The sequence below is a fragment of the Arthrobacter sp. MYb23 genome (assembly GCF_002979775.1).
Classification (GTDB): domain Bacteria; phylum Actinomycetota; class Actinomycetes; order Actinomycetales; family Micrococcaceae; genus Arthrobacter.
In genome coordinates this window covers 57349-83401 of the sequence record NZ_PCPR01000003.1, presented here as the reverse complement: position 1 = coordinate 83401, position 26053 = coordinate 57349, and the positions used below count along the sequence as shown (strand labels likewise).

Below are 26053 nucleotides of genomic sequence, written 5' to 3'. Positions count from 1 at the left end.
ACCGGATGCCTACGTCATGGCGTCCGGTCCTTCGGCGTCCATCACGTAGAATTAAGGCACTATGGCGAACTCCTCTGATTCCAGCAATTCGACCCCCTCGGCCGACGCACCCAAGCGTGGGCTGTTCAAGCGCAAGCCCAAGGAAGCCAAGGCCAAGAAGCCGAGCCAGCTGAAGCAGATCGCTGAAGTCTTCAAAATGACCCGGCGAAATGATCCGCAGGTTGTGTGGGTCATGCTGCTGGCATTCCTTGCCGTGGTTGCCGTGGCCCTCCTCGTCGGCTTCCTGCTGGAGAACTGGGTTACCGGCCTCATCATTGGCATCCCACTGGGTCTGCTCGCTGCGGTCTTCATTCTTTCCCGCCGGGCTGAGAAGGCCGCTTTCGCTCAAATTGAGAACCAGCCCGGAGCTTCCGGTGCAGCGCTGGGTACTCTTCGCCGCGGCTGGGTAACCCAGGATCAGCCGGTTGCCGTCAACCCCCGCACTCAAGACGCTGTCTTCATGGCCATTGGCCGTCCTGGCGTCGTCCTGGTCAGCGAAGGGCCCACGCACCGCGTCAAGCCTCTGGTGGACGCCGAGCGCAAGCGTCTCGCGCGCATCCTGCCCAATGTGACCATCCACGTTATGGAATCCGGTCGCGGTGAAGGCCAGGTGCCGCTGAACAAGTTGGCCAAGACCATGGGCAAACTGAAGAATGAACTCACCAAGGTGGAAGTTAACGCAGTATCAAAGCGCATTAACTCTCTTGGAAACCGCCTGCCGATCCCCAAGGGCATTGACCCGTACAAGGCCCGTCCGGACCGCAAGGCCGCTCGCGGACGCTGATCCACAAACTGAAACCGCCCCTGTCTCTCTGATTGAGAGACAGGGGCGGTTTTTTTGTTGGGATTGCTCTGTCGCGTTGGGGTTGCTCTATCGCCGAGCCCGCAGCCCAAGGTGCGCTACATCCTGATGAGGATGGTGTTCATCGCTTTATCATGCAAACCGCGCTGGTCGGGGTCGAACACCACTGCAGGAATGACCAGGCAGAGAAGGATGGTCCGCACCACAGCGGCCAAAGGCCCTGCGGGGCCACCGCCGAGGCGGACCACATGGATACCGGCGATCCTGTGTCCGATGCTGTATCCCAGTGTTCCGATCAGGAGGATTTGCTCTGCAGCAAAAATGGCCAAGGTGGCCCATGAGTCACCGCCGAAGGCGAAGTTGCTGATCACCAAGGCGATGGTCCAGTCCACAACGATGCCCAGGATGCGGCGCCCGGCCCGCGCCATGGAGCCAGGACCGGATTCGGGCAAGCCCAGCCGTTCACCGGGATACTTGGAGATTCCGGAAGTATCCGGGCCGCTCAACCAGGAGCCTATGTCTTTTCGATCTACCACAGTCCAAGCCTAACGGCTGGCCTGCCTGGTGACGGCCCTCCGGAACAATGGCCGGCGCTCAACGCCCCGGGGTGTTCGCCCACCGGACCCGGATGGACTGGACACCGGACAGCCGACTACCGTTTACACAACAGATGATTCTGTAACCTGCCGGAAACAATACTGACACCCCCGGGAAATCCCATCTCCCTATGGTGGTATGAGTTGCCAGCCACCATGGCACGGGGATCTCTTTGTGTCTCCGGCCCCTTGGAATGGGCTGCACCACGCGGCCTTCCGGGCCTGTTACTTGATATGCATAAGGAGCATAGATGTTCAAGACTGCGGACGAAGTCCTCAAGTTCATCAAAGACGAAGACGTCAAATTCGTCGATATCCGCTTCACCGACCTCCCTGGTGTCCAGCAGCACTTCAACGTGCCGGCAAAGAGCGTCGACCTCGATTTCTTCGTCCACGGCCAGCTCTTCGACGGATCTTCCATCCGCGGCTTCCAGGGCATCGCCGAGTCCGACATGCAGCTCATCCCGGATGTGACCTCGGCCTTCATCGACACCTTCCGCATCGAGAAGACTCTCGCGCTGAACTTCTCCATCGTGAACCCCCGCACGGGTGACCCTTACCACCGCGACCCCCGCGGCGTGGCAGAGAAGGCTGAAGCGTACCTGGCATCAACAGGCATCGCCGACACCGCCTTCTTTGCTCCCGAAGCCGAGTTCTTCGTCTTCGACAACATCCAGTACGAGTCCTCCCCGCAGGGCAGCTTCTACAAGATCGACTCTGAAGAAGCTCACTGGAACACGGGCCGCAAGGAAGAGGGCGGAAACCTCGGTTACAAGACCCCCGTCAAGGGCGGTTACTTCCCGGTCTCCCCCACCGACAAGCAGGCCGACCTTCGCGACGCCATGTGCATCGAACTGGACAAGGCCGGCCTCGAGGTTGAGCGCTCCCACCACGAAGTTGGATCCGCCGGCCAGGCTGAGATCAACTACAAGTTCACCACGCTGACCGCGGCTGCTGATGACCTGCAGAAGTTCAAATACATCATCAAGAACACTGCAGATGCTTGGGGCAAGTCCGTCACGTTCATGCCGAAGCCTGTCTTCGGTGACAACGGCTCGGGCATGCACTGCCACCAGTCGCTGTGGAGCAACGGCGATCCGCTGTTCTATGACGAGAAGGGCTACGCGGGCCTCTCCGACATGGCTCGCTGGTACATCGGCGGCCTGTTGAAGCACTCCTCCGCAGTCCTTGCTTTCACCAACCCGACGGTCAACTCGTACCGCCGACTGGTCAAGGGCTTCGAAGCCCCCGTGAACATGGTCTACTCGCAGGGCAACCGCTCCGCTGGTATCCGCATCCCGATCACGGGCACCAACCCGAAGGCCAAGCGCATCGAGTTCCGCGCTCCGGACCCCTCGTCCAACCCGTACCTGGCGTTCGCTGCCCAGCTGATGGCCGGCATCGACGGCATCCGCAACCGCATTGAACCCCCGGCTCCCATCGACAAGGACCTCTACGAGCTCCCGGCCGAGGAAGCCAAGGACATCCCCAAGGCTCCGGGCTCCCTGGAAGAAGCCCTTGAGGCCCTGCGCGAGGACAACGAGTTCCTCCAGGCCGGCGGCGTCTTCACCCAGGACCTGATCGATACTTGGATTGATTACAAGTACGAGAATGAGATCCGCCCGCTGTCACTGCGCCCGAACCCCTACGAGTTCGAGCTCTACTACGGCGTCTAATATCACCACGCAGTAAAGAGGCCAGCCTCAGTCCCAACGGACTGAGGCTGGCCTCTTTTTGATGTGTGGATTACTCGGATCTGCCTTGGTCGCGGTCCCTAAGGTTCTTGCTGATCTCGTCCAACTTGTCCTTGACGAAACTGGCGGCATCCGAAATCCCCTTTTCCGCGCTACCCAGCGGGTCCAACTGAAGGTAGACGTTCTTATCGATGGGAAGATCGTATTCGTCTTTCAGATGAGTACCGCCGGATACGCCAGCCAGTGACAGGTACACAAGTGCTTCGGTCCTGGCGATACCCGCGATCGTCCCGAAGACGACGGTGAACTCGTTGGGCTGAAAGCTCACAGAATGGCCCACGTGACGCCTGTCCAGCTCTCCGGCAGGAATGGCCCTCTCAGACGGATTTCCGTTGTATTCCATGTACTTCCCCTATGCATTGAGATCAGAGACAAAAGAAGTCTATAAGGATACTTAGCTTTGGGGCAGTGGATGTCACCCAGCCCCCGCTGGACCAAGACTGATGAGGGTCCGGACGCCATGGTCACGCGAAGGCTTTGTACATGGTCCGCTGCGGTCCCGCACTGCCGCCCAAATATCGTCCGGAATCCACGAACCCCGCCTTTGTGTACGCGGCCAGCCCTGCGGGATTGCGCTCATTGACGGAAAGTACGACGCCGGCCTGTCCGCCACCCAGCCTGGACGTCAGCTTGCGCGCCTCCTCGGATGCCGCCCGCGCAGCCAAGGTGCCGAGTCCGCGTCCTTGGCTTTTTGAGTCGATGAGGAATCCCCGCAACAACCACACGGACTCGTCATCGGGCCAACCCGCCAGCGTGGCAGCTGCGGACTGGAGGGTGAGAACGCCAACCGCGACTCCCCCCGACTCAATGACGTACGGGAATCGGGATTCCTCTTCCAGGGAAATCAGCATCATGCGCAATGGTTCGCCTACGAAATCCCGCTGCCCCGGTTCAACAGCCAACTCCGCTACCGCGCCAAGGTGAATGGCCCGGGCGTCGCCGTCGAGCATTTTGAGGGGAATCAGCCAAATATCGCCGCGCTCAGAGTGATCACTCTCGATTGAAAATGCTTCTTCTGAGTCATGTTCAAGCATTTTTCGTGTTTCTCCTCTTAGGATTGTCACAACCGTTAGTGCCATGAAGGGACCACTTCCGATGAACCAGCCCAACGTCATCCTGATCTGCGTTGATGAGTGGAGGGGCGACTGCTTGTCCGCGGACGGGCATCCCTATGTGGAGACACCCCACCTCGATGACCTTGCCCGTAACGGTGTCAGGTTTTCCAAGGGCTATTCTGCTACACCATCGTGTGTGCCAGCCCGCGTGGCCCTGTTCACCGGGCAATCGCAGGAACGGCATGGCCGCGTGGGCTACAACGACGGCGTGCCGTTCCATGCAGTCCATCCCGTGACGGTACAGGGCGAATTCCGGAAGGGCGGCTACCACACCCAAGCCATCGGGAAGATGCATGTGTGGCCGGAACGCTCCAGGCTCGACTTTGACGACGTCATCCTCCATGACGGATATCTGCACCATGCCAGGCAGGAACACCAGCAGCATTTCGCAAAATTTGACGATTATGTTCCGTGGCTCCGCCGCCAACCAGGGATGGGCCCGGACGTGGAGTACTTCGATCACGGCGTCAATTGCAATTCAATTGTCGCCCGCCCCTGGGACAAGGCCGAAAACCTGCATCCTACGCATTGGATCGGCACCCAAGCCATCGAGTGGATGCACAGGCGCGATCCCGTCAAACCTTTTTTCCTCTACCTTTCCTTCCACCGCCCGCACCCGCCGTACGATCCGCCGTCGTGGGCCTTCGAGCAGTACCTCAACATACCGCCCTATGAAGCTGTGGAAGGCGATTGGGAACAGCACTGGGATGACCATCGACAGGACGGAAACTATCAGGCCAGCTACGGCAGAATCCCGGACCGCGTAGTCCATCGGGCCAGGGCAGGCTACTACGGCCTCATGGCCCAGATTGACTTACAGATCAACCGCATCAAAGAGTCCCTGGCAGACTTCGGCCTGCACGAAAACACCGTGCTTGCGTTCACGAGCGACCACGGCGAAATGATGGGCGATCACCATATGTTCCGAAAAGCTGTGCCGTACGAAGGTTCCTCCCGCGTACCGTTCATCATCGCCAATTCTCCGGCCGCCCCGAAAGCCGCACGTGGCGCGGTGGTGGATCACGTGGTGGAACTCAGGGACATCATGCCTACCCTGCTGGACCTTGCGGGGCTTCCCATCCCGGACTCCGTGGACGGAAGGTCGCTGGCACCCATCGTCCGGGGCGAGAGCAGCGAAGCGGTGCGGGAGGTCCTTCATGGCGAACACGTGTACTGGGGCCAGAACCTGCACTGGCTGACGGATGGCCACCACAAATACATCTGGGGGTCCGGCGAGGGAACGGAAGAACTCTTCAACCTCGACGCCGATCCCCAGGAACGGCACAACCTCGCCGACGACCCCGCCAATCTCGGAGACCTGCCGTCCTGGCGGCAGCGGATGGTGGAGACGCTCCGGGACCGCGAAGAAGGTTACGTCGTTGACGGGGCCCTCACGCCCGGAGCCCAGGTTGTGGCCATGCTGCGGCACGCCCGTGAAAAGGCATCCGCGGCCACGCTTCAGTGGCCGTAGAACTCTTTCTCAAAAACGCCCCGGGCCCGGCGACTGAGCCGTAGATAGTCCTCTTCGAAATGACCTGCGTTTCCAGGTTGGTAGCCACACCAGCGGGCCACAGCCTCCAGGTCCTTACGGGATGAGGGCAGCAGGTCCGAGGCGCGGCCGGTCACGATGACGTTGGCGGAGCGGATACGGCTGGCGAGCCGCCATGCCTCCCGCAGGAGCGTGGCGTCGTCTTCGGCGATGAAATCCAACTTTTCCGCAGCAGCCAGTGCATCCAGGGTTGACGATGTCCGCAACTCCGGGTGTTTTCCGGCGTGCTGAAGCTGAATCAACTGGACCAGCCATTCAACGTCGCTCAGGCCGCCCCGGCCAAGCTTGACGTGCCGGGCTGGATCAGCGCCGCGAGGCAGACGCTCGGACTCCACCCGCGCCTTGACGCGGCGAATCTCCCGGAGATCGTTGTCCGCGAGTTGCTCCGGGTACCGAAGGGGATCAATGAGACGGAGAAAGTCAGCGGCAAGCTCATCCGAGCCTGCCATCGGGCGGGCCCGCAGGAGGGCTTGCGCTTCCCAGATAAGGGACCACCGCCGGTAGTACTCCGCATACGAATCCAAGGACCGCACCATGGCGCCGTTCTTGCCTTCCGGACGGAGGTCGGCGTCCACCATGAGCACTCGTTCGGCCATGATGGCGGGCTTGAGCGGCTGGGTGAGGAAGCTCGATACCTTGGCCACAATGGTGGTCGCCTGTTCCTGGGCCTCCGCATCACTGAATCCGGGGCGGGCACGGTGTACATAGATGACGTCCGCGTCTGAGCCGTAGCCGATCTCCCGGCCACCCTGCCGGCCCATGGCCACCACCAGCACATCGGTTTTCAACGGCCCAGTCGCCGCGATGACGCCCTCCGCCACATGCAAAGCCCCGAGAACCGCCGCCCGATCCGTTTCGGACAAGGCCAACCCCACGGCATCCTGATCGAGCAACCCGGCGCTATCCGCAATCGCGGTCCGCAGGATCTCCCGACGCCGGATCAGCCGGACCAGCCTCATGGCACTCTCGGGATCCGCGTGACGGGAGAGCTTGGACCGGATCTCCTGCCATTGGGCTTCAAAAGGTATCGGCACCAGGTCCTTGTCACTGCCCAACCAGGCAACGGACTCCGGAGAAACTTCCAACAGATCCGAAATCAGCCGGGAATTGGCCAGCACTTGGCAGAGCCGCTCGGCGGCCGCTTGAGAATCCCGGAGCAGACCGAGGTACCAATGAGTGGTTCCGAGGGCTTCACTGACCCTGCGGAAGGCGAGGAGCCCGGCGTCGGGATCAACACCCTCGGCAAGCCATCCCAAGAGGATCGGCAAGAGCTGCCTCTGCAGCGCAGCGCGTCGACTGACGCCTGCGGTGAGTGCCTCTATGTGCCGCATGGCACCTTGAGGGTCCACGTAGCCAAGTGCGGCGAGACGGCCTTGGGCAGCCTCGGGGCTGAGCTTCGCGTCCTCGCTGCTCAGCTTTGCTGCGGTGTTGAGCAGCGGACGGTAGAAGATCCGCTCATGGAGCTCACGGACAGCTTTTTTGGTCTTTTGCCATGTGGCCATCAGCTGGTCAGGGTGCGGCCGCTCCAGGGCGAACGGCCCCAGGACGGCCTTGGCAAGGAAGCGCTGGGCATCCTCAGCAACAGGCATGAGGTGTGTCCGACGCAATTGGAAGAGCTGGATTCTGTGTTCCAGCAGGCGCAGGTAGCGGTACGCGTTGTCAAAGGCCGCGGCATCCGTCCGTCCGATGTAACCGCCGGCAGACAAGGCAGCGATGGCGGAGGTGGTGTCCCGGCGACGAAGTGACTCGTCAGACTTTCCGTGCACCAATTGCAGCAGCTGAACCGTAAATTCAACGTCGCGGAGTCCGCCGCGCCCCAGCTTGATCTGGCGCTGTTCCTCGGCCGCCGGAATGTAATCGGTCACCCTGCGGCGCATGGCCTGAACCGACTCCACAAAACCCTCACGGCCTGCGGAGGCCCAGACCAGAGGCTCCACAGCCTTCTCGTAGCGCTGGCCCAGGTCCCGGTCACCGGCAATGGTCCGCGCCTTCAGCAGGGCCTGGAACTCCCAGCTTTCGGCCCAGCGGGCGTAATAGCTCAAGTGCGAGGGCAGCGTGCGAACCAGCGGGCCGGACTTTCCTTCTGGACGGAGGTTGGCGTCAACTTCCCACAGTCCCGGTTCCGGCGCGGAGGAAGAGATGGCCCTGGAGATACCGGAGGCAAGAGCAGTGCCGATGGTGGACGCGCGGGCGTCGTCCAACTCCCCTGCTTCGATGACATAAATGACGTCGACGTCGGAAATGTAGTTCAGTTCTCTGGCGCCGCATTTGCCCATGCCCATGACGGCAAGCCCGACGTCGGCAATTTCGGCCGCGTCGAACTGGGCCTCAGCTTCGGCCCGGGACACCGCGAGGGCAGCCTCGATGGCGGCCCCTGCGAGGTCGGCCAACTCTGCGCCCACCGCGGGCATGAAGTCCGTTGGTGATGCAGCGCAGATGTCCTTGATGGCCAGCTCTGTCAAACCACGGCGGTACGCACTCCGCAGGGCCGCGTAGGCTGGCAGCCCTGTCATTCCGGCCACCGGGCGCTGTGCATTGGGCTCGGCTTTCACGGAGCGCAGCAGACCGGCCCGAAGCTCTTCATTGGAGGCCTGAACCGGCTCCGGACTGACCCGGACGTTGAACACATCCAGATGCTCCGGCCGCCGCATGAGAAACTCACCCAGAGCCTCGGAGGCACCCAGGAGCCGGTACATGGGCTCGCTGATGTCCTGATCAGCCGCGGCCAGCTTCTTCAGCCCCGGGTTCTTCTCGATCAGGCGGACCAAAGACTGGAGGGCGGTATCCGGGCTTGCGGACAAGGAAAGCCCGGCGAACAGGGCGTCCTCGTCTATCCCTTCAAGTTCCGGGGCAGCGAGGAACCGTTCGCCTTTTTCGAGGTCACTGAATCCGGCTGAGATGAGCCGACGCGCAAGGCTCATTGGCCCGGCCTAGAGAATGCCGAGGTTGCGCTGCAACTCGTACGGGGTGACCTGGAGGCGGTAGTCCTGCCACTCCGCACGCTTGTTGCGCAGGAAGTGTTCGAACACCTGCTCTCCCAGGATCTCAGCCACCAGTTCGGATTCTTCCATGGCTCGAATGGCATCGTGGAGGCTGGCCGGCAACGGTGCGTGCCCCATGGCCCGACGCTCCGCGGTGGTCAACGACCATACGTCGTCTTCAGCTGCGGCGGGAAGTTCGTAGCCTTCCTCGATGCCCTTCAAACCGGCACCCAGCAGCACGGCGTAAGCCAGGTACGGGTTGGTTGCGCTGTCGATTCCACGGTATTCGATGCGCGCCGACTGGCCCTTGCCGGGCTTGTACAGCGGAACGCGAACCAATGCCGAGCGGTTGTTGTGGCCCCAGCTCAGGTAGCTGGGGGCTTCGCCGCCACCCCAGAGGCGCTTGTAGGAATTGACGAACTGATTGGTGACGGCGGTGAATTCAGGAGCGTGCTTGAGGATTCCGGCAATGAACTGGCGCGCCGTCTTGGACAGCTGGAACTCGGCGCCGGCTTCGAAGAATGCGTTGGTGTCGCCCTCAAAGAGCGAGAAGTGGGTGTGCATGCCTGAACCGGGGTGGTCCGTGAACGGCTTGGGCATGAAGGTGGCGTACGTACCCTGCTGAAGGGCCACTTCCTTGATGACCGTCCGGAACGTCATGATGTTATCCGCGGTCTGAAGCGCATCCGCATAGCGGAGGTCGATCTCGTTCTGGCCAGGGCCGGCCTCGTGGTGGCTGAACTCCACCGAGATGCCGACGGATTCGAGCATGGTGACCGCTGTGCGGCGGAAGTCCTGCGCTACACCACCCGGTACATGGTCAAAGTAGCCGCCTTCGTCCACGGGCACGGGAGCGCCGTCCGGACCCAGGTCCTTGGACTTCAGCAGGTAGAACTCAATCTCAGGGTGGGTGTAGCAGGTAAAGCCCATGTCAGCGGCCTTCGCAAGGGTCCTCTTGAGGACGTTGCGGGGGTCCGCGGCAGATGGCTCACCGTCGGGAGTGAGGACATCGCAGAACATGCGGGACGTCTGCTCTGTCTCTCCACGCCACGGCAGGATCTGGAAGGTGGACGGGTCCGGCTGCGCGAGCATGTCCGACTCGAACACGCGGGCCAGGCCTTCAATGGCGGACCCGTCAAAGCCAAGGCCTTCTTCAAAGGCACCCTCAACTTCCGCCGGCGCTAGCGCCACCGATTTAAGGGAACCCACGACGTCGGTGAACCACAAGCGTACGAAGCGCACGTCACGCTCTTCGATCGTCCGCAGAACGAACTCTTGCTGGCGGTCCATAGGGCCTCTTTTCCGATTCGGTGTCCATGCCGCTGGTTTCATTGGAGAGAAGCCACGACAGTTCAGCCTTCACTCTACTAAGAGTTCCGAGCTAATGCCGCAGCAGTGCCTGCGCGTAACACAGCGTTTACATAAGGTGACGCCCGGCACACTGGTGGCAGCCGCCGTCGGCACCGCTTAGGCTCTATCCATGGCCCCGAGCAACCTTCCTGAGTCCACCACGCCCGCCGAAGTTCCCGCACCCTACGGCACGGGACCTGCAGGCGCTGCCCCTGTGCCGTCGACCAGCGGCAGGAAGCCAGTCAGCCGGGTCCGGATACACCACCTTCAGCAGGCCAAGGACAACGGCGAGCACTTTGCCATGCTGACCGCCTATGAGCAGTACACCGCGGAGATCTTTGATCAGGCCGGAATCGAAGTCCTGCTGGTGGGCGACTCCGCTTCCAACAACGTGTTCGGCAATGAGACGAGCCTTCCCGTCACGGTGGACGAGCTCCTGCCCTTGACGCGGGCGGTGAGCAGGGCGGCCAAGCGCGCGTTGGTAGTGGCGGATCTGCCGTTTGGCAGCTACGAAGTTTCCCCCGGCCAGGCCGTCGCCACCGGCGTCCGGTTCCTCAAGGAAGGACTGGCGCACGCCGTCAAAATTGAGGGAACCGCTTACTACGCCGAGACTGTCAAAGCCATGGTCCAAGCAGGAATCCCGGTCATGGCCCACATCGGTTTCACTCCCCAAAGCGAACATTCCCTCGGCGGCTATCGCGTCCAGGGCCGTGGCGATGACGCCCAGCGGCTCGTGGATGATGCACTCGCGCTGCAGGACGCGGGCGCTTTCAGTGTCCTCATGGAAATGGTGCCTGCCGAGACCGCAGCAGCCGTGGATGCCGCAGTGCGGGTACCCACGGTCGGTATCGGGGCTGGCAAGAGCACCACAGGGCAGGTTCTTGTGTGGCAGGACATGGCAGGGTTGCGTGGCGGCAAGATGGCAAAGTTCGTCAAGCAGTACGCAGATCTTCGCACCACGCTGAGTGACGCCGCGGCCGCCTACGGGGAGGATGTCCGATCCGGTCAGTTCCCCGGACCGGAGCACTCCTTCTAGCCGCAGCCTTCCAGTCGCCCGGACCCGTTACCCGCGCGGCTAGTCGTCGTCCTGGGCGTCCCAGGCGTCATTGCGTGATTTGACCTTCTCCAAGGCGTGCTCAGCTTCTTCCCTTGTTTTATAGGGGCCAATCAGCTGGGTCCAATCGGACATCGCGTCCTCTTCGATCTCGTGCGTTTTGACGTTGTACCAGTACTCCGTCACGTCTCCTCCTCCGTCCGGGGCCCTTCGACGCGTAACGTTGGCGGGGTCACGGGAACCCGGCCACACTTTGTTACTTGCGTCTCTTGTGTGCCTTATATGATCAATCTATGCCTTCTCTTGCTTCGACTGCACCCATTGGCGCCCTCACCCCGGGAACCATCACCCCTGAACGTCCCGTCCCGGCGTCCATTCCCAGGCCGGAGTATGTAGGCAAGAAGGCACCGGCCAAGTTCACCGGCTCCGAGGTGAAGTCTCCCGAGACCATCGAGAAGATCCGGATCGCGGGAAAGATCGCCGCGCAAGCGATCGTTGAGGTAGGCAAGCACCTCCAGCCCGGTGTCACCACGGACCAGCTGGACAGAGTGGGACACGAGTTTCTTCTGGACCACCATGCTTACCCCTCCACGCTCGGATACCGCGGGTTCCCCAAATCGCTGTGTTCCTCCCTCAACGAAGTCATCTGCCACGGAATCCCCGACTCAACCGTGGTCCAGGATGGCGACATCCTGAACATTGACATCACCGCTTTTATCAACGGAGTGCATGGGGACACTAATTACACTTTCCTGGTTGGCGACGTGGATGAAGAATCCCGTCTGCTGGTTGAGCGTACGCAGGAGTCGCTCAACCGGGCCATCAAGGCCGTGGCCCCTGGCCGCGAAATCAACGTAATCGGCCGAGCAATCCAGTCCTATGCCAAACGCTTCGGCTATGGCGTGGTCAGGGATTTCACCGGCCACGGCGTGGGTGAGGCCTTCCACACCGGCCTCATCATTCCGCATTACGACGCAGCCCCGGCGTACAACACAGTGATCGAGGCAGGCATGGTTTTCACCATCGAACCCATGCTGACCCTCGGCACCATCGAATGGGAGATGTGGTCCGATGACTGGACTGTTGTCACCAAGGACCACAAACGCACGGCCCAATTCGAACACACCCTGCTGGTCACCGAGACCGGCGCGGAAATCCTTACCCTTCCCTGAGCCCTGAGCTTACGGAAGGTCCCCGCAGCCCGGGCGGCTGTGCCATGCCCATCCCCTCCTGCCATGATCGGAAATGCATTGTCCAAGAAGGATGAGAAGACCCACAAGAACGCCCCGTTGATCGGAATCGACATCGGTGGCACCGGCATCAAGGGCGGCATTGTCGACCTGAAGAAGGGCAAGCTGATTGGCGATCGCTTCCGCGTCCCCACTCCGCAACCCGCCACTCCGGAGGCTGTGGCTGAGGTAGTTGCCCAAATCGTGGAGGAACTCTCCAGCCGTCCCGACGCCCCGGCAGCGGACACACCGGTGGGCGTGACCTTCCCCGGCATCATCCAGCACGGCGTGGTCAACTCCGCGGCCAACGTGGACAAGACCTGGCTCAGCACCGACATCGATGCCACCTTCACCAAGCGCCTGGGCCGTCCCGTAGAGGTCATTAATGATGCCGACGCAGCAGGCCTCGCCGAAGCCCGCTATGGCGCCGGCGAAGGTGTGGACGGCACCGTCCTGGTGATCACCTTGGGTACCGGGATCGGATCGGCATTCATCTTCAACGGTCAGTTGGTCCCCAACGCCGAGCTCGGCCACCTGGAGGTGGACGGACACGACGCCGAGACCAAGGCCTCGGCTGTTGCCCGCGAACGCGATGGCCTGAGCTGGGATGAGTACGGCGTCCTGTTGAACCGCTACCTCCAGCATGTTGAGTTCCTGTTTTCCCCGGAACTCTTCATTGTGGGCGGCGGCATCTCGAAGCGCTCCGACGAGTACTTCCCGCACCTTCAGTTGAGGACCAAAATAGTCACGGCAAAGTTGAAGAACGACGCCGGGATCGTGGGCGCCGCGCTTGAGGTCGCATTGCACCACAAACTCGCGAAGTAGCCGCGGCATGGCCGAGGACCGGGCTACTTCCCGGCGCGACGAACCGGGAGTCGCAATCGTCACCGGCGCCAGCCGCGGGATCGGTGCCGCCGTGGCAAAGGCCGCGGCGGCCGCCGGCTATGACGTCGTCGTCAATTACTCTGTTGACAGCGAAGGCGCAGAGGCTGTGGTCAACCACATCCTGGCTCTAGGCGGCAGTGCCCGCAGCGTCCAGGCCGATGTCAGCCAACCCGCCGACGTCGGACGCTTGTTCGACGCCGCTGCCGGTTGGGGTGCACTGACCGCCGTCGTCAACAACGCCGCTATCACCGGGAATCTGATCGGCACCTTGGTGGAAGTACCGGCCGAAACGGTCCAGCGCGTTGTTGACGTCAACGTCTCCGGCATGATCTTCATGTGCCAGGAAGCGGTGCGGAGGCTCTCCACGCACAACGGCGGCAGCGGCGGATCCATCATCAACATCTCCTCCACAGCCACCAAAGCCGGCTCCCCCGGCACATGGGTCCACTACGCAGCCACCAAGGGCGCCGTTGACGTCCTGACCGTGGGTCTGGCAGCAGAAGTGGCCAAGCAGGGCATCCGCGTCAACGCCGTTGCCCCCGGAAGCACCAACACCGGCCTCCATGCAGCTGCCGGTATGCCGGACCGGGTGGAGAGACTGAACCCCACCATTCCGATGGGTCGTGGAGCTGAACCTGAAGAGGTGGCTGATGCAGTGATGTGGCTCATGTCCGACGGCGCCGGCTACATTACGGGAGCGGTGCTCCCGGTGTCCGGCGGGCGATGACGCCGGTCCAGGATTGGTGCCGGTGGCGGCTGCGGCTTCCCCTCCGCTGCCGCCACCGGAGCTAGAGTTGGCTCTTTTCCGAACCTGTGGCTTCTTGGGTGCCTGCTTTGGCCTCTTCTGCCTCATGGCGGAGCAGCGAAATGGCTGACTCAAAGTCTTCCAAAGACTCGAACGCCTGATAGACGCTCGCAAAACGAAGGTACGCCACTTCATCAAGCTTTCTCAGCGGACCCAGAATCGCCAGGCCAACCTCGTGGGCATCGATTTCCGCCGCGCCTGAGGAACGAATATTCTCCTCGACTTCCTGGGCCAGCATGGCGAGGTCGTCTTCGGTGACGGGCCTCCCCTGGCATGCCTTGCGCACTCCACTGATGACCTTGATCCGGCTGAACGGTTCGCCCACGCCCGACCTCTTGATGACAGACAAGCTGGTGGTCTCCACGGTGGTGAAGCGGCGTCCACATTCCGGACATTGGCGGCGGCGTCGAATGGAAGAGCCATCGTCAGCCATGCGGCTGTCAACGACGCGGGAGTCGGGATTCCGGCAGAACGGACAATACACGCTGGGCCTCCCCTAACAGCTCCGGCACCGAATCGAATGCGGCAGGACGCCGGATACGCAAAAGGTGCCGGAAGATTCACTTCCGGCACCAGTTTACGGTCAGCCGTCCTGTAATGACAAGCGTGTAATTACTACATGTAGTAGTGGGCACCCTTATATGTAGTGGTTAAGGCTCCTGAGTGAACCGGATACGGACAGCGTCACCGTGGCCAGGGAGGTCTTCAGCGCCGGACAGGCTCACTATGTGTCCGCTGACCTGCTCCAAAGCGGCGCGGTCATAATTGATGACCTGGACTGCGCGGAGGAAGGTGGTGACATTGAGCCCCGATGAGAAGGCCGCCGTCCCGCTGGTGGGCAGTACGTGGTTGGACCCGGCGCAGTAGTCGCCCAAGCTCACCGGACTGAAATCGCCCACGAAAATCGCCCCGGCGTTACGGATCCGCGACGCAACAGCGGCTGCGTCCGCCGTCATGATTTCCAAGTGCTCAGCGGCGTACGCGTTGCAGACCGCAATGCCCTGCTCAAGATCATCCACCAGCACCACACCGGACTGCGGTCCGGAGAGCGCCTCAAGAACGCGGGCCCTGTGCTTGGTGGCACCGGCTTGCCGCGCCAGTTCAAGCACGACGGCGTCAGCCAGTTCAGGCGAGTCCGTCACCAGGACAGAAGCTGCCTTGGGATCATGCTCTGCCTGGCTGATGAGATCGGCAGCCACCAAGGGCGCGTGTGCAGTGGCGTCGGCGAGAATGGCAATCTCCGTAGTTCCTGCCTCCGAGTCAATGCCCACCACACCCTTGACCAGCCGCTTGGCTGTGGCCACGAAAATGTTGCCGGGTCCCGTGACCACGTCAACAGGCTCAAGGGGCAGCTCATCTCCGCTTCCCGGGATGCCGTAGGCAAACGAAACAATCGCCTGCGCACCACCGATTGCATACACCTCGTTGATGCCCAGGAGCTTCGCGGCGGCCAGGATGGTGGGGTGCGGCAGGCCATCGAAGTCTTTCTGCGGCGGAGAGGCCAGCGCAATGGACTCGACGCCGGCAGCAACCGCGGGGACCACGTTCATAATGACCGATGACGCCAAGGGCGCGAGTCCACCTGGGACGTAGAGCCCGACGCGCCCCACCGGGATCCAGTTCTGGCTGACGACAGCGCCGTCGCCGAGTTGAACATCAACGTTGGCAGGGCGTTGCTGGTCAGCAAACTGCCGGGCGCGTTTGATGGACTCCTCCAAGGCGGCCCGCACCTTGGGATCAAGTTCGGTCAGGGCCCTGGTGAGTGCCTCTGCCGGGACCCTGGGGTGGGACTGTTCCACGCCGTCGAACTTCTTTGCCAGTTCGCCCAGGGCGGCAAACCCCCGGCTACGGACCTCGGAAATGATGTCCAGGACCTTCTGCTCCGCGTCTGCCATGGTCTGATGCTGCGCCCTGGGCACGGCCTCCCGCAGCTCCGCCAAGGAGAGGTGGCGGCCCCGGAAATCGATGCTCCGGAAGTCAAGGGCGTCAGTGGAGGGGGCAGAAGTATCCGAGGAAGTGGTCACCCGGCTATTTTACGGGCTTCTTTGACAGAACCCCGAACAGCGCCAGGACGAACGTGATGAAGGCGATCGCAGCAGGCCACAGAACCAGCACGGCGTAAGAGCGAAGAGTAAAACCAAACCCCGGGCCAAGGGCCGGGTCCGGGGCTGGACCCAGTACCTGGGCGGTAAGCAAACCAACCAGCCACGCGATGAGAGCTCCCACGGCGCCGCCAACAAGGGCAAAGGCCAAACGTCGTCCGGAACCCTCACCCTGCAGCTTGCCGTCAAGCATGACGCCGGTGAGGCAGCCTGCCAGCAACATCAAAGCTCCAAGAACCAGGTCCCGCGGAAGCCAGGAATCAGGATTGGCCGCGTTCGCCAGATCCGGATTGCCGGAGACCAGGTTCAGCCCGCCCGGAGCAAGCAGCCACCAGATCACCCCGGCCACCACGCCCAAAGCAGCCGGAAGGACCAGCCAAAGAACGTCCTTCGACGCCCGCGGCTTCACGATGGATTTCGGTTCTGCCACGGCGGGGGCGTGCATTGTTGGCTCGGTCATGCAACTCACATTAACAAAGGTTCACGCCTACTCAACAAAATGTGGGTCTCACAGGATGGGAGGAATACCCTGAAGGTGAGATGTACCGCCACAGTTCAGGAGAATACCCACGTGTCAACCGAACCATCCGGCTTCGATCAGACTTTCAGGGAAATGTTCCGTCGGCATGCGGCCGGCGTGGCGATCATCACGGCAAACCTCAACGGAAGCCCGTTTGGATTCACCGCCACCTCCGTGGCCTCCCTGTCCGCAGAGCCACCCCGCTTCACCTTCAATATGGCCAGGAGCTCCAGTTCCTGGCCGGCCGTGGCCAACGCGGAGTACATCGGAGTCCACATGCTGGGGTTGGACAACCAGGCCCTGGCCAATCGCTTCGCGCGGACCCGCGACCGGTTCGACGGCGACCACTGGGAGCCGGGCCCCCACGACGTCCCCATCCTCAAGGACGTCAGCGGCTGGCTCGTGGGCAGGATCCAGATGCGCCTGTCTTTCGAGAACAACGCAGTAGTGGTGGTGGAGGTTGTTGACGGGCAAGTCGGCGACGACGGTACTCCCCTGCTTTACCACAGCGGCGGCTACAGCAAGCCTGCCCCGCTCGACTACGAGATCTGACCGGGCGCACCAGCCACCCCTCTGGTTACCCAGGCAGGCTAGTTATCCAGGCAGGCCGGACCCAGCAGGACTTTGAGATCACCGAAGAGCGATGGACTCGGGTTGACCCGCATATGAACGGGCAGGCCCATGACTTCCACCTTGGTATCCCCCATGAGCTTGAGCCGGACCTCGGAGTTCCCACGGTGAGTGCGCAGCACGTCACGCAGGTCCGTTACCACCGCTTCGGTGGCCTTGAACGTGGGAATGGTGATCACCACGGGACCGTTCACGCTTTCGCTGAGGTCCGGAACGGAAAGCTCCATGCAGTTGAGAGTGACCGCACCGTCGTCGCGTCGCTGCAGGCGTCCCTTGACCACAACAATCAGATCCTCCGCCAGGACTGAGGCAATGGGCCCGTACACCTGCCCGAAGAACATGACTTCCATGGAAGCGCCAAGGTCCTCAATCTCCGCTCGGGCGTAAGCATTTCCGCTGGCTTTCGCGATCCTTCGGCTCAGCGAGGTGATCATGCCGGCAATGGTGACGATTGCGCCGTCGTGCGGTCCATCCTCGCCGATGATCGACGTAATGGACTGTTCCGCGTGCTGGCTAAGGACGCCCTCCAACCCCTGCAGGGGGTGATCTGAAACGTAAAGTCCCAGCATGTCCCGTTCGAAGGACAGCTTGTCCTTCTTCTCCCACTCGGGCAAGTCCGGGATCTCGGTGGTCAGCGACGCTTCGGGCTCCTGGTCTTCAAAGCCCGCGAAAAGATCGAACTGGCCAATCGCTTCGTTGCGCTTGAGCGTGATCACCGAGTCAATGGCTTCTTCGTGGATCATCGCCAGGGCACGCCGATGGTGGCCCAGCGAATCGAACGCTCCGGCTTTGATCAGCGATTCGATGGTGCGCTTGTTACACACCACGGCCGGCACCTTGAGGAGGAAGTCTTTGAAGGACGTGTACTTGCCCTCGGAAGTACGGGCGGTCACCATGGCATCCACCACGTTGACGCCCACGTTACGGATGGCACCCATGCCGAAGCGGATGTCTGTGCCCACAGGAGTGAAGTTCAACGAGGACTCGTTGACATCCGGCGGCAGGACGGTGATGCCCATACGCCGGCATTCATTGAGGTAGATAGCGGACTTATCCTTGTCATCACCAACTGAAGTGAGCAGGGCGGCCATGTACTCCGGCGCATAGTGCGCCTTCAGGTAGGCCGTCCAGTAGGAGATCACGCCGTACGCTGCCGAGTGTGCCTTGTTGAAGGCGTAGTCGGAGAATGGGAGCAGGATGTCCCAGAGGGTCTTGACGGCGGCCATGGAGTAGCCGTTGTCCTGCATGCCTTGGGAGAAGCCGGCGAACTGTTTGTCCAGCTCGGACTTCTTCTTCTTACCCATGGCACGGCGGAGAATGTCTGCCTGGCCAAGTGAGTAGCCGGCCAGCTTCTGGGCTACGGCCATGACCTGCTCCTGATACACGATCAGGCCGAAGGTCCCGCCAAGGATTTCCCTGAGCGGTTCTTCCAACTCCGGGTGGATGGGAATGACTTCCTGGATCCCGTTCTTGCGCAAGGCGTAGTCGGTGTGGGCGTTGGCGCCCATGGGACCGGGCCGGTAAAGCGCAAGGACTGCTGAAATGTCTTCGAAGTTGTCAGGCTTCATCAGCTTGAGCAAGGACCGCATGGGTCCACCGTCGAGCTGGAACACACCCAAGGTGTCACCACGGGCCAGGAGTTCGTAGGAGGGCGCGTCGTCGAGTTCCAGATTTTCAAGATCGAGGTCAACGCCCCGGTTCATCTTGATGTTCTCCAGGGCGTCCGAAATGATCGTCAGGTTTCGGAGGCCCAGGAAGTCCATCTTGATCAGGCCGAGGCCTTCAGACGTCGGGTAATCGAACTGGGTGATGACCTGGCCGTCCTGGAAACGGCGCATGATGGGGATGACATCGATGATGGGGTCCGAGGACATGATGACGCCGGCAGCGTGGACACCCCACTGGCGCTTCAGGCCCTCAATGCCCAACGCGGTCTCGAAGACCTTGGCGGCCTCGGGGTCAGTGGCAATCAGCTGCCGGAAATCCCCTGCTTCGCTGTACCGCTTTGATTCCTTGTTCTGGATATCTGCCAGAGGAATGTCCTTGGCCATGACGGCAGGCGGAAGGGCCTTGGTGAGCGTCTCGCCCATGCTGAACGGGTAGCCCAGCACACGGGAGGAGTCCTTGAGCGCCTGCTTGGTCTTGATCGTTCCGTAGGTGACGATCATGGCCACACGTTCATCGCCGTACTTCTTGGTGACGTAGTCGATCACCTCGGAGCGGCGGCGATCATCGAAGTCGACGTCGAAGTCAGGCATGGAAACGCGGTCCGGGTTGAGGAAGCGTTCAAAGATCAGGCCGTGCTGCAGCGGGTCAAGGTCGGTGATGCGCATGGCATAGGCCACCATGGAACCTGCACCGGAACCACGGCCGGGACCTACGCGGATGCCATTGTTCTTGGCCCAGTTGATGAAGTCGGCAACCACCAGGAAGTACCCGGGGAACCCCATGGAGGTGATGACGCCCAGCTCATAGTCCGCCTGCTTCCGGACCTTGTCAGGAATGCCTTGGGGATAGCGGTACTTCAGGCCCGTATCAACTTCCTTGACCAGCCAGGAGGTCTCGTCTTCCCCGGGAGGGCAAGGGAAACGCGGCATGTAGTTGGCCCCGGTGTTGAACGACACTTCACAGCGCTCGGCGATGAGCAGCGTGTTGTCGCAGGCTTCCGGGTGATCACGGAACAGCTCCCGCATCTCCTGCGGAGACTTCAGGTAGTAGCCGCTGCCGGAGAACGCGAAACGGGAACCGCCGTTGTCATACGTTGGTTCCAGGAGGGTGGAACCGGACTGAATGGCCAGCAACGCTTCGTGAGCCTTGGCATCGTGCTCATGCGTGTAGTGGAGGTCATTGGTGGCCACCAGCGGGAGGTTGAGTTCCTTGGCCAAGCGCAGGAGGTCGCCGGTCACGCGCCGCTCAATGTCCAGGCCGTGGTCCATTAGTTCGCAGAAGTAGTTCTCCGCCCCAAAAATGTCGCGGAACTCTGCTGCAGCCTCCACAGCCTCGCGGTAGAGGCCGAGACGCAGTTTGGTCTGGACTTCTCCGGAAGGGCAACCCGTGGTGGCGATCAGACCCTCGGAATAGGTATTGAGCAGTTCCCGGTCCAACCGCGGCCATTTGCCAAAGACGGAGTCCAGGGAAGCAATGGAAGAAGCCCTGAAGAGGTTCCGCATGCCCACATTGTTGTAGCTCAGGAGCGTCATGTGGGTGTACGAGCCACCACCGGAGACGTCGTCCTTGCGCTGGCTTTCGTCGCCCCAGCGCACGCGTTCCTTGTCACCGCGGGCAGTGCCGGGGGTTACATAGGCTTCGACGCCGATGATCGGCTTGATGCCCTTGTCCGTGGCTTTGCGCCAGAAGTCGAATGCACCGAACAGATATCCATGGTCCGTGGTGGCCAGGGCGGGCATCCCCAAGCGTTCGGTTTCATCAAACAGCTCACCGAGCCTCGCAGCTCCATCCAGCATGGAGTATTCGGTGTGGGTGTGCAGATGGACGAACGAATCATTGCTGGAAGTCACCACGACAGTCTACCGTCCCGGGTCAGACAGAATTCGGACCCGGGCGGCGAGGTTGTCCTAGGCGGAACCGGTAGCGAGCAAATCCAACGCGTATTGGAGATCTGCGGGGTATTCGCTGCTGACTTCCACCCACTCGCCCGTGCGGGGGTGGGTAAAACCAAGCTGGCGGGCGTGCAGCCACTGGCGGGTGAGCCCCAGGGTCGCTGCGAGACGCGGATCCGCGCCATACGTGAGATCTCCAGCACAGGGGTGCCGCAATGCTGAGAAGTGGACGCGGATCTGGTGGGTGCGTCCGGTCTCCAGATGCACTTCCACCAGTGTTGCCTTGCCGAATGCTTCCATGACCTCGTAGTGGGTCACTGAGGGCCGACCGTCCTCGATGACAGCGAACCGCCAATCGTGGCCCGGATGGCGTCCAATCGGGGCATCAATGGTCCCTTGGAGGGGATCGGGCAAACCCTGAACAACTGCGTGATAGACCTTGTCCACAGTGCGTTCTTTGAACGCCTTCTTCAACACCGTGTAGGCGTGCTCGGTCTTGGCCACCACCATGACACCGGACGTCCCCACATCAAGCCTGTGAACGATCCCAGCACGCTCTGGCGCCCCTGACGTGGAAATCCTGTATCCGGCACCGGCTAAGCCACCCACTACTGTGGGCCCAACCCAGCCGGGTGAAGGGTGGGCTGCGACCCCCACGGGTTTGTCGATGACAACGAAATCCTCGTCATCCAGCAGGATCTTCAGGCCTTCCACAACTTCCTCCACGATTTCCAGGGGATCCGGCCGCTCAGGAACCGTGACTTCAAGCAATGCGCCAGCGACGAGCTTGGCCGATTTACCCAGCGCAACACCGTCGATGGTGACGTTTCCCTCTGAAATCAGCAGGGCCGCGGCGGACCGGGAAATGTCCAGGAGCAGTGCCAAACCGGCGTCAACACGGACCCCGGCCAGCTCTTCGGGAATCACCACGGATTTACTCACCGGTGGGCTCCCCGGTGGTGCCACTGGCAGGTTCGGCAGGTTTGGCATCTTTGGCTGCTTTGGGGCCGGCCACGTGACGCGTTCCATCCATGCCCACTCCCCTCAGGGTCAGAAGACAGATAATGACGACGCCGGACACCACCGCGGAGTCTGCGATGTTGAAAATGGCGAAGTTCGGCAACTGAATGAAATCCACCACATGGCCCATGGCGAAGGACGGCTCACGGAACAAACGGTCGGTCAGGTTGCCGAGTGCGCCGCCAAAAAGCAGCCCAAGGGAAAGTGACCACCAGGCCGAGCCCAACTTCCGCAGCTGAAAAAGAATCGCCACGGAGACGGCTGCCATGACGATCGTGAAGATCCACGTCACATTCTCCCCGATGGAAAACGCAGCTCCCGAGTTACGGATGTAGTACCAATGCAGTAAAGGCGGCAGCACCGGAATGCGCTCCCCCTCCGTCATGGTGCTGGTCACCCAGAGTTTGGTGAGCTGGTCAAAAACATAAGCGAACACGGCGAAGCCGGCGAAGAGCCAGAGCATGGCAGGACGCCACTTACGGCGCTCGGCAGGCGTCGGCTCTGTGGCGTCAGCGGTGAAGTCGTCGGTCATAGTGCTTTCATTCGGGAAGCGTGCGGGCTGCAGTCAGCTTTTAACCGCTGTCAGTCTTTAACAGCGAAAGCCGGTGGCCGAGGAGTCCTCAGCCACCGGCTTTCAGAATACTTGCTAAACGTCAGCGGTTGCTTCGCCAACCTCAGGGGCAGCGACGGAACCACGGGCGTCGAGGTCGCGGAGCTGACCTTCGATGTAAGCCTTCAGGCGTGAACGGTAGTCACGCTCGAAGCCTCGGAGCTGCTCAACCTTCCGCTCGAGAACGGAGCGCTGCTGCTCAAGGGCACCAAGGATCTTGCGGGACTTCTCCTGGGCGTCGTTGACGAGGCTGGAAGCCTCGATCTGAGCCTCGGCAATGATCTTTTCCTTCTGCTGTGCGCCGTCGGAAACGTGCTTGTCGTGCATCTGCTGCGCCATGGCCAGCAGGCCCGCAGCGGACTCAGCGGACGGGGTGACGCTGTTGCTTGCAGCGGGAGCCTTGGGCGCTGCAGCAGCGGCTGCAGCCTGCTCGGCTTCCTTCTTCTTGGCTGCATCTGCGGCCTTGGCTTCGGCTTCAGCCTTCGCCTCAGCTTCCTTGTCAACCTTGACCGGGGCCGGAACCTTCTCGACGACCGGAGCCGCAGCAGTTGCAGCGGGAACGGCCGAGCCGGCTTCGCCGAGCTTCTTGCGAAGTTCGTCGTTCTCCTGGTTCAAGCGGCGAAGTTCCACCACGATCTCGTCGAGGAAGTCATCAACCTCGTCCTGGTCGTAGCCTTCGCGGAACTTGGTCGGCTGAAAGCGCTTGTTGACAACGTCTTCTGGCGTCAAAGCCATCTGGTCACCTCGTTGGTCTAGTTAGTCAGTAGGCCTTCCGGCCGTTCAAAACTACGGTACCTAAATATCATCTTGTTCCTCCAATTCAACACCATCGTGTTGATTTGGAGAATTTGCGGCCTATGGACCATCGGTGGCCCCGGTTCCGCGGAGCAGCTACGCCAAGCTCCTCGTCACTGCCATGGCAATGCTCACGGCAATAATCAGGATCAAGAACCCCAAATCCAGGGATATTCCACCCAACTGAAGGGGTGGTATCAGCTTCCTGAGCCTGCTGAGCGGAGGATCAGTAACGGAGTAGACCACATGGGCTGTAACCAACGCCACACCCCTGGGCCGCCACTGGCGGGCGAACATCTGGACCCATTCAAAGATGAGTCGGATGATCAGGGCAATGAAGAACAGCAACAACACAATATAGATAAGGCCGAAAACAATGCCCACGAGTTAGCTCAGATCTCCCACTTGTTCCGGAATGCCGATCGGTCCTTACTATTGCAACACAGATGCCAGGCGGGTTGACCCGCCTGGCATCCGCAAAAAACTATTGTCAGCTCTGGTTGAAGAAGCTGGCCTGCGTTTCGCTGGCCTTTTTGTCATCCCCGATGACCTCAACGTACGACGGCGACAACAGGAAGACTTTGTTGGTCACCCTCTCGATGCTGCCGTGGAGGCCAAACACGAGGCCGGCCGAGAAGTCCACAAGCCGCTTGGCATCGGATTCGCCCATGTCAGTGACATTCATGATGACCGGAATGCCATCCCTGAAGCTCTCACCGATGACTTTGGCATCATTGTAAGAACGCGGGTGAACGGTGGTGATCTGCCTCAGGCCCGAGGCATCTTCGCGGCTGGACGCCGCACGCTTGATGGGTGTCACGGGTGCGCGGTATTCCTCTTCGGCATCTACAGTGGGCATTTCACGGACAACTTCCCGGACGGGAGCAGGCGCACGGCGCTCTTCCCTTTCCTGTGCCTGGGGGCGTTCTTCATCGTGGTGCGTGGCGACGGACTGCTCAGATTCGTAGTGTTCATCGCCGTCGGCGAGCCCAAGATAGATCATTGTCTTGCGCAGAGCGCCAGCCATGGTGCACTCCTATCGTTTCTGCAGTAGGCGGGCCGCCATGACTTGACATATTGGAACCCCGGCCCGTCATTCCAATACTTTGACGCTACCCCACGGCTGGACGGGAACCGAGAATATCGGAGCCAATTCTCAGGTGTGTCGCCCCGAACCTCACCGCGGCTTCCAGGTCCTGGCTCATTCCGGCAGAAATTCCCACTGCGGCCGGATGCAGTGCCCGGAGCGCCTCGGAAATCCCCGCCAGCCGCTCAAACGCGGCATTCGGATCAACCCCCAACGGTGCCACAGCCATCAGTCCGGACAATACGAGTCCGTCCGCCGACGCTATCTTTTCGCCAAGCAGCTCAACATCCGAGGGGCTGGCGCCACCCCGGTGCGCCCCGGCGTCGTGGTCCAAGCTGACCTGGATGAAGCAGTCAAGATCACCGCGGCCGGTGGCATCCTTCTCCCGGGCGACCGCTTTGGCCAAAGCCTCCACAAGCTGCGGACGATCAACGGACTGGACCGAGGCGGCGTACCGGACCACGGACTTCGCCTTATTGCTCTGAAGCTGGCCGATGAAATGCCACCGGACGTCAATCCCTGAAAGTTCAGCACTTTTGGAGGCTGCTTCCTGGTCACGGTTCTCACCGACGTCCTTCACGCCAAGGGCTGCCAGGCGGCGGACATCATCCGCGGGATGGAACTTGGTCACCACCATCAGTGTGGGCAGATCACTACGACCTGCAGCACGGGCGGCCGACTCAATCCGCTGCCGCACCAACCCCAGCCGGTCAGCGAGTTCAGCGGCGCGGGGGTCGCCAGTTGACTCTTCCCGCTGTTCGTCGCCATCTTCAAAGCTAGTCATGCGTCCACACCAAACCTGCGAATCGACCGGTCAGGGAATCCCGCCGGTAGGAAAAAAGGGAGTCGTTCTCGAGGGTGCATTCCCCCGAATACTCCACGGGGACATCCAGCGCGGCCAGCTGGGCCCGGACACCCGCCGGCAAGTCAAGGGCAGGCGTTCCCCACGAGGTGGAAGACCAGGTCTCTGGATTCTTTGCTGCCACTTCAGCACGCAGCTGTTCCGGGACCTCATAGCAGGACCCACAAATGGAGGGCCCCAGCCAAGCGCTGATATCCACAGCTCCCCGGCGTCGCATTTCCGCGACGGTAGCAGGTACCACCGCTGAAGCGACACCGGGACGCCCGGCATGGGCAGCAGCCAGGACGGGACTGTCACCCGGGCCGGTACCAACGAGCAGAACCGGGACACAATCAGCCACCATGACGGCCAGAGGCTGAACTGCTTGCGGGGTCATGGTGGGGCGCGGGGAGGTTGCCAGGCGCCCGGAAGCCGCGGACGACGCAGGAGCAGCAGCTACCAGGGCATCAGCCGTTGGTCCAGGACCATACGCTTCAATGAACTCAACGTGATTTCCATGGACTTGGTCCATGTACTGGAACCGCCGCGCACCCGAGCCGCCATCCAGGCCAGCAGCCAGTTCCAACCGGGAGCGACGAGCCATGACTTCCAGGGGATCGTCCTGCACATGGAGAGCCAGGTTCCCGGCGCCTGTATCCGTGAAGGCTACAGAAACGCCGGGCCGTACTTCATTTCGCCACCAAAACACCTGGTACTGACTCTCCGAAC

25 protein-coding genes are annotated in these 26053 nt (G+C 61.5%); 8 read left to right on the top strand and 17 right to left on the bottom strand.

The window, feature by feature from the left end:
* Nucleotides 1-61: 61 nt before the first annotated feature.
* Nucleotides 62-823: a DUF4191 domain-containing protein gene (locus tag CQ020_RS05150; RefSeq protein ID WP_105690854.1), complete on the top strand. Its 762-nt coding sequence runs from the start codon at nt 62-64 to the stop codon at nt 821-823.
* Between the two features lie 116 nt (nt 824-939).
* Here the strand turns inward: CQ020_RS05150 and CQ020_RS05145 are convergent, their stop codons facing one another.
* Entirely contained in the window at nt 940-1377 is a 438-nt protein-coding gene (locus tag CQ020_RS05145; RefSeq protein ID WP_105690853.1) for an RDD family protein, read from the bottom strand.
* Between the two features lie 311 nt (nt 1378-1688).
* Between CQ020_RS05145 and glnA (CQ020_RS05140) the strand changes: the two genes are divergently transcribed.
* Nucleotides 1689-3113, top strand: a complete 1425-nt coding sequence (gene glnA, locus CQ020_RS05140; RefSeq protein ID WP_024820496.1) for a type I glutamate--ammonia ligase — start codon at nt 1689-1691, stop codon at nt 3111-3113.
* 70 nt (nt 3114-3183) lie between these two features.
* Here the strand turns inward: glnA (CQ020_RS05140) and CQ020_RS05135 are convergent, their stop codons facing one another.
* Both CQ020_RS05135 and CQ020_RS05130 read right to left on the bottom strand, forming a co-directional pair.
* Nucleotides 3184-3534, bottom strand: a complete 351-nt coding sequence (locus tag CQ020_RS05135; protein WP_105690852.1) for a hypothetical protein — start codon at nt 3532-3534, stop codon at nt 3184-3186.
* A gap of 121 nt (nt 3535-3655) precedes the next feature.
* Nucleotides 3656-4225 (bottom strand): GNAT family N-acetyltransferase, encoded by a 570-nt coding sequence (locus CQ020_RS05130; protein ID WP_105690851.1) that lies wholly within the window; start codon nt 4223-4225, stop codon nt 3656-3658.
* 43 nt (nt 4226-4268) lie between these two features.
* Here CQ020_RS05130 and CQ020_RS05125 point away from each other — a divergent pair, with 43 nt between their 5' ends.
* A complete protein-coding gene (locus CQ020_RS05125) occupies nt 4269-5777 on the top strand; it encodes an arylsulfatase (RefSeq protein ID WP_258141717.1) in 1509 nt (502 codons plus the stop codon).
* On the opposite strand, the gene CQ020_RS05120 is transcribed toward CQ020_RS05125, so the two are convergent.
* Nucleotides 5765-8776 carry a bifunctional [glutamine synthetase] adenylyltransferase/[glutamine synthetase]-adenylyl-L-tyrosine phosphorylase gene (locus tag CQ020_RS05120; RefSeq protein WP_105690849.1) on the bottom strand — a complete coding sequence of 1004 codons (3012 nt, stop codon included), beginning with the start codon at nt 8774-8776 and terminating at the stop codon, nt 5765-5767. The two genes, CQ020_RS05125 and CQ020_RS05120, sit on opposite strands and share 13 nt — an antisense overlap.
* 9 nt (nt 8777-8785) lie before the next feature.
* Nucleotides 8786-10126, bottom strand: a complete 1341-nt coding sequence (gene glnA, locus CQ020_RS05115) for a type I glutamate--ammonia ligase (protein ID WP_024820492.1) — start codon at nt 10124-10126, stop codon at nt 8786-8788.
* A 190-nt stretch (nt 10127-10316) separates the two neighbouring features.
* Here glnA (CQ020_RS05115) and panB point away from each other — a divergent pair, with 190 nt between their 5' ends.
* Nucleotides 10317-11222, top strand: a complete 906-nt coding sequence (gene panB / locus CQ020_RS05110; RefSeq protein WP_105690848.1) for a 3-methyl-2-oxobutanoate hydroxymethyltransferase — start codon at nt 10317-10319, stop codon at nt 11220-11222.
* A gap of 39 nt (nt 11223-11261) precedes the next feature.
* Here panB and CQ020_RS23980 read toward each other — a convergent pair whose 3' ends face one another.
* Nucleotides 11262-11426: an SPOR domain-containing protein gene (locus CQ020_RS23980; RefSeq protein ID WP_146116671.1), complete on the bottom strand. Its 165-nt coding sequence runs from the start codon at nt 11424-11426 to the stop codon at nt 11262-11264.
* Nucleotides 11427-11533: 107 nt separating this feature from the next.
* Here CQ020_RS23980 and map point away from each other — a divergent pair, with 107 nt between their 5' ends.
* The 3 genes from map to CQ020_RS05095 all read left to right on the top strand — a co-directional run bounded on the left by map (nt 11534) and on the right by CQ020_RS05095 (nt 14081).
* On the top strand, nt 11534-12412 hold the full coding sequence (map, locus tag CQ020_RS05105) for a type I methionyl aminopeptidase (RefSeq protein ID WP_105690847.1): 879 nt from the start codon (nt 11534-11536) through the stop codon (nt 12410-12412).
* A gap of 78 nt (nt 12413-12490) precedes the next feature.
* Nucleotides 12491-13294, top strand: a complete 804-nt coding sequence (gene ppgK / locus CQ020_RS05100) for a polyphosphate--glucose phosphotransferase (RefSeq protein ID WP_062067940.1) — start codon at nt 12491-12493, stop codon at nt 13292-13294.
* Between the two features lie 7 nt (nt 13295-13301).
* A complete protein-coding gene (locus CQ020_RS05095; protein WP_105690846.1) occupies nt 13302-14081 on the top strand; it encodes an SDR family oxidoreductase in 780 nt (259 codons plus the stop codon).
* A 61-nt stretch (nt 14082-14142) separates the two neighbouring features.
* Here the strand turns inward: CQ020_RS05095 and nrdR are convergent, their stop codons facing one another.
* From nrdR to CQ020_RS05080, 3 genes are all read right to left on the bottom strand, one after another.
* Nucleotides 14143-14643 carry a transcriptional regulator NrdR gene (gene nrdR / locus CQ020_RS05090; RefSeq protein ID WP_105690845.1) on the bottom strand — a complete coding sequence of 167 codons (501 nt, stop codon included), beginning with the start codon at nt 14641-14643 and terminating at the stop codon, nt 14143-14145.
* Between the two features lie 166 nt (nt 14644-14809).
* The gene (gene hisD / locus CQ020_RS05085) at nt 14810-16183 is read right to left on the bottom strand and encodes a histidinol dehydrogenase (RefSeq protein WP_105690844.1); all 1374 of its coding nucleotides are present in this window, start codon (nt 16181-16183) and stop codon (nt 14810-14812) included.
* A 4-nt stretch (nt 16184-16187) separates the two neighbouring features.
* Entirely contained in the window at nt 16188-16721 is a 534-nt protein-coding gene (locus CQ020_RS05080; RefSeq protein WP_105690843.1) for a hypothetical protein, read from the bottom strand.
* A gap of 111 nt (nt 16722-16832) precedes the next feature.
* Here CQ020_RS05080 and CQ020_RS05075 point away from each other — a divergent pair, with 111 nt between their 5' ends.
* Nucleotides 16833-17333 carry a flavin reductase family protein gene (locus tag CQ020_RS05075; protein WP_105690842.1) on the top strand — a complete coding sequence of 167 codons (501 nt, stop codon included), beginning with the start codon at nt 16833-16835 and terminating at the stop codon, nt 17331-17333.
* Nucleotides 17334-17371: 38 nt separating this feature from the next.
* On the opposite strand, the gene dnaE is transcribed toward CQ020_RS05075, so the two are convergent.
* The 8 genes from dnaE to CQ020_RS05035 all read right to left on the bottom strand — a co-directional run bounded on the left by dnaE (nt 17372) and on the right by CQ020_RS05035 (nt 26033).
* Nucleotides 17372-20929, bottom strand: a complete 3558-nt coding sequence (dnaE, locus tag CQ020_RS05070) for a DNA polymerase III subunit alpha (RefSeq protein ID WP_024820483.1) — start codon at nt 20927-20929, stop codon at nt 17372-17374.
* Nucleotides 20930-20986: 57 nt separating this feature from the next.
* On the bottom strand, nt 20987-21913 hold the full coding sequence (locus CQ020_RS05065; RefSeq protein WP_105690841.1) for an RluA family pseudouridine synthase: 927 nt from the start codon (nt 21911-21913) through the stop codon (nt 20987-20989).
* Nucleotides 21906-22523: a signal peptidase II gene (gene lspA / locus CQ020_RS05060; RefSeq protein ID WP_105690840.1), complete on the bottom strand. Its 618-nt coding sequence runs from the start codon at nt 22521-22523 to the stop codon at nt 21906-21908. The genes CQ020_RS05065 and lspA overlap by 8 nt, the downstream gene beginning before the upstream one ends.
* A gap of 114 nt (nt 22524-22637) precedes the next feature.
* On the bottom strand, nt 22638-23336 hold the full coding sequence (locus CQ020_RS05055; protein ID WP_024820480.1) for a DivIVA domain-containing protein: 699 nt from the start codon (nt 23334-23336) through the stop codon (nt 22638-22640).
* 156 nt (nt 23337-23492) lie between these two features.
* Nucleotides 23493-23780 carry a YggT family protein gene (locus CQ020_RS05050; RefSeq protein WP_105690839.1) on the bottom strand — a complete coding sequence of 96 codons (288 nt, stop codon included), beginning with the start codon at nt 23778-23780 and terminating at the stop codon, nt 23493-23495.
* A gap of 106 nt (nt 23781-23886) precedes the next feature.
* Entirely contained in the window at nt 23887-24423 is a 537-nt protein-coding gene (locus CQ020_RS05045; RefSeq protein ID WP_062067920.1) for a cell division protein SepF, read from the bottom strand.
* Between the two features lie 85 nt (nt 24424-24508).
* Nucleotides 24509-25267 carry a YggS family pyridoxal phosphate-dependent enzyme gene (locus CQ020_RS05040; RefSeq protein ID WP_105690838.1) on the bottom strand — a complete coding sequence of 253 codons (759 nt, stop codon included), beginning with the start codon at nt 25265-25267 and terminating at the stop codon, nt 24509-24511.
* Complete coding sequence (locus tag CQ020_RS05035; RefSeq protein ID WP_105690837.1) at nt 25260-26033, bottom strand: polyphenol oxidase family protein; 774 nt, start codon at nt 26031-26033, stop codon at nt 25260-25262. The genes CQ020_RS05040 and CQ020_RS05035 overlap by 8 nt, the downstream gene beginning before the upstream one ends.
* Between the last annotated feature and the right edge of the window lie 20 nt (nt 26034-26053).

Excerpts from the sequence above, each read along its gene's own strand:
- CQ020_RS05150 (WP_105690854.1), top strand. The coding sequence starts at position 62 with ATGGCGAACTCCTCTGATTCCAGCAATTCGACCCCCTCGGCCGACGCA.
- glnA (WP_024820496.1), top strand. The coding sequence starts at position 1,689 with ATGTTCAAGACTGCGGACGAAGTCCTCAAGTTCATCAAAGACGAAGAC.
- CQ020_RS05135 (WP_105690852.1), bottom strand. The coding sequence starts at position 3,534 with ATGGAATACAACGGAAATCCGTCTGAGAGGGCCATTCCTGCCGGAGAG.
- CQ020_RS05130 (WP_105690851.1), bottom strand. The coding sequence starts at position 4,225 with ATGCTTGAACATGACTCAGAAGAAGCATTTTCAATCGAGAGTGATCAC.
- CQ020_RS05125 (WP_258141717.1), top strand. The coding sequence starts at position 4,269 with ATGAAGGGACCACTTCCGATGAACCAGCCCAACGTCATCCTGATCTGC.
- CQ020_RS05120 (WP_105690849.1), bottom strand. The coding sequence starts at position 8,776 with ATGAGCCTTGCGCGTCGGCTCATCTCAGCCGGATTCAGTGACCTCGAA.
- glnA (WP_024820492.1), bottom strand. The coding sequence starts at position 10,126 with ATGGACCGCCAGCAAGAGTTCGTTCTGCGGACGATCGAAGAGCGTGAC.
- panB (WP_105690848.1), top strand. The coding sequence starts at position 10,317 with ATGGCCCCGAGCAACCTTCCTGAGTCCACCACGCCCGCCGAAGTTCCC.
- map (WP_105690847.1), top strand. The coding sequence starts at position 11,534 with ATGCCTTCTCTTGCTTCGACTGCACCCATTGGCGCCCTCACCCCGGGA.
- CQ020_RS05095 (WP_105690846.1), top strand. The coding sequence starts at position 13,302 with ATGGCCGAGGACCGGGCTACTTCCCGGCGCGACGAACCGGGAGTCGCA.
- CQ020_RS05080 (WP_105690843.1), bottom strand. The coding sequence starts at position 16,721 with ATGACCGAGCCAACAATGCACGCCCCCGCCGTGGCAGAACCGAAATCC.
- lspA (WP_105690840.1), bottom strand. The coding sequence starts at position 22,523 with ATGACCGACGACTTCACCGCTGACGCCACAGAGCCGACGCCTGCCGAG.
- CQ020_RS05055 (WP_024820480.1), bottom strand. The coding sequence starts at position 23,336 with ATGGCTTTGACGCCAGAAGACGTTGTCAACAAGCGCTTTCAGCCGACC.
- CQ020_RS05045 (WP_062067920.1), bottom strand. The coding sequence starts at position 24,423 with ATGGCTGGCGCTCTGCGCAAGACAATGATCTATCTTGGGCTCGCCGAC.
- CQ020_RS05040 (WP_105690838.1), bottom strand. The coding sequence starts at position 25,267 with ATGACTAGCTTTGAAGATGGCGACGAACAGCGGGAAGAGTCAACTGGC.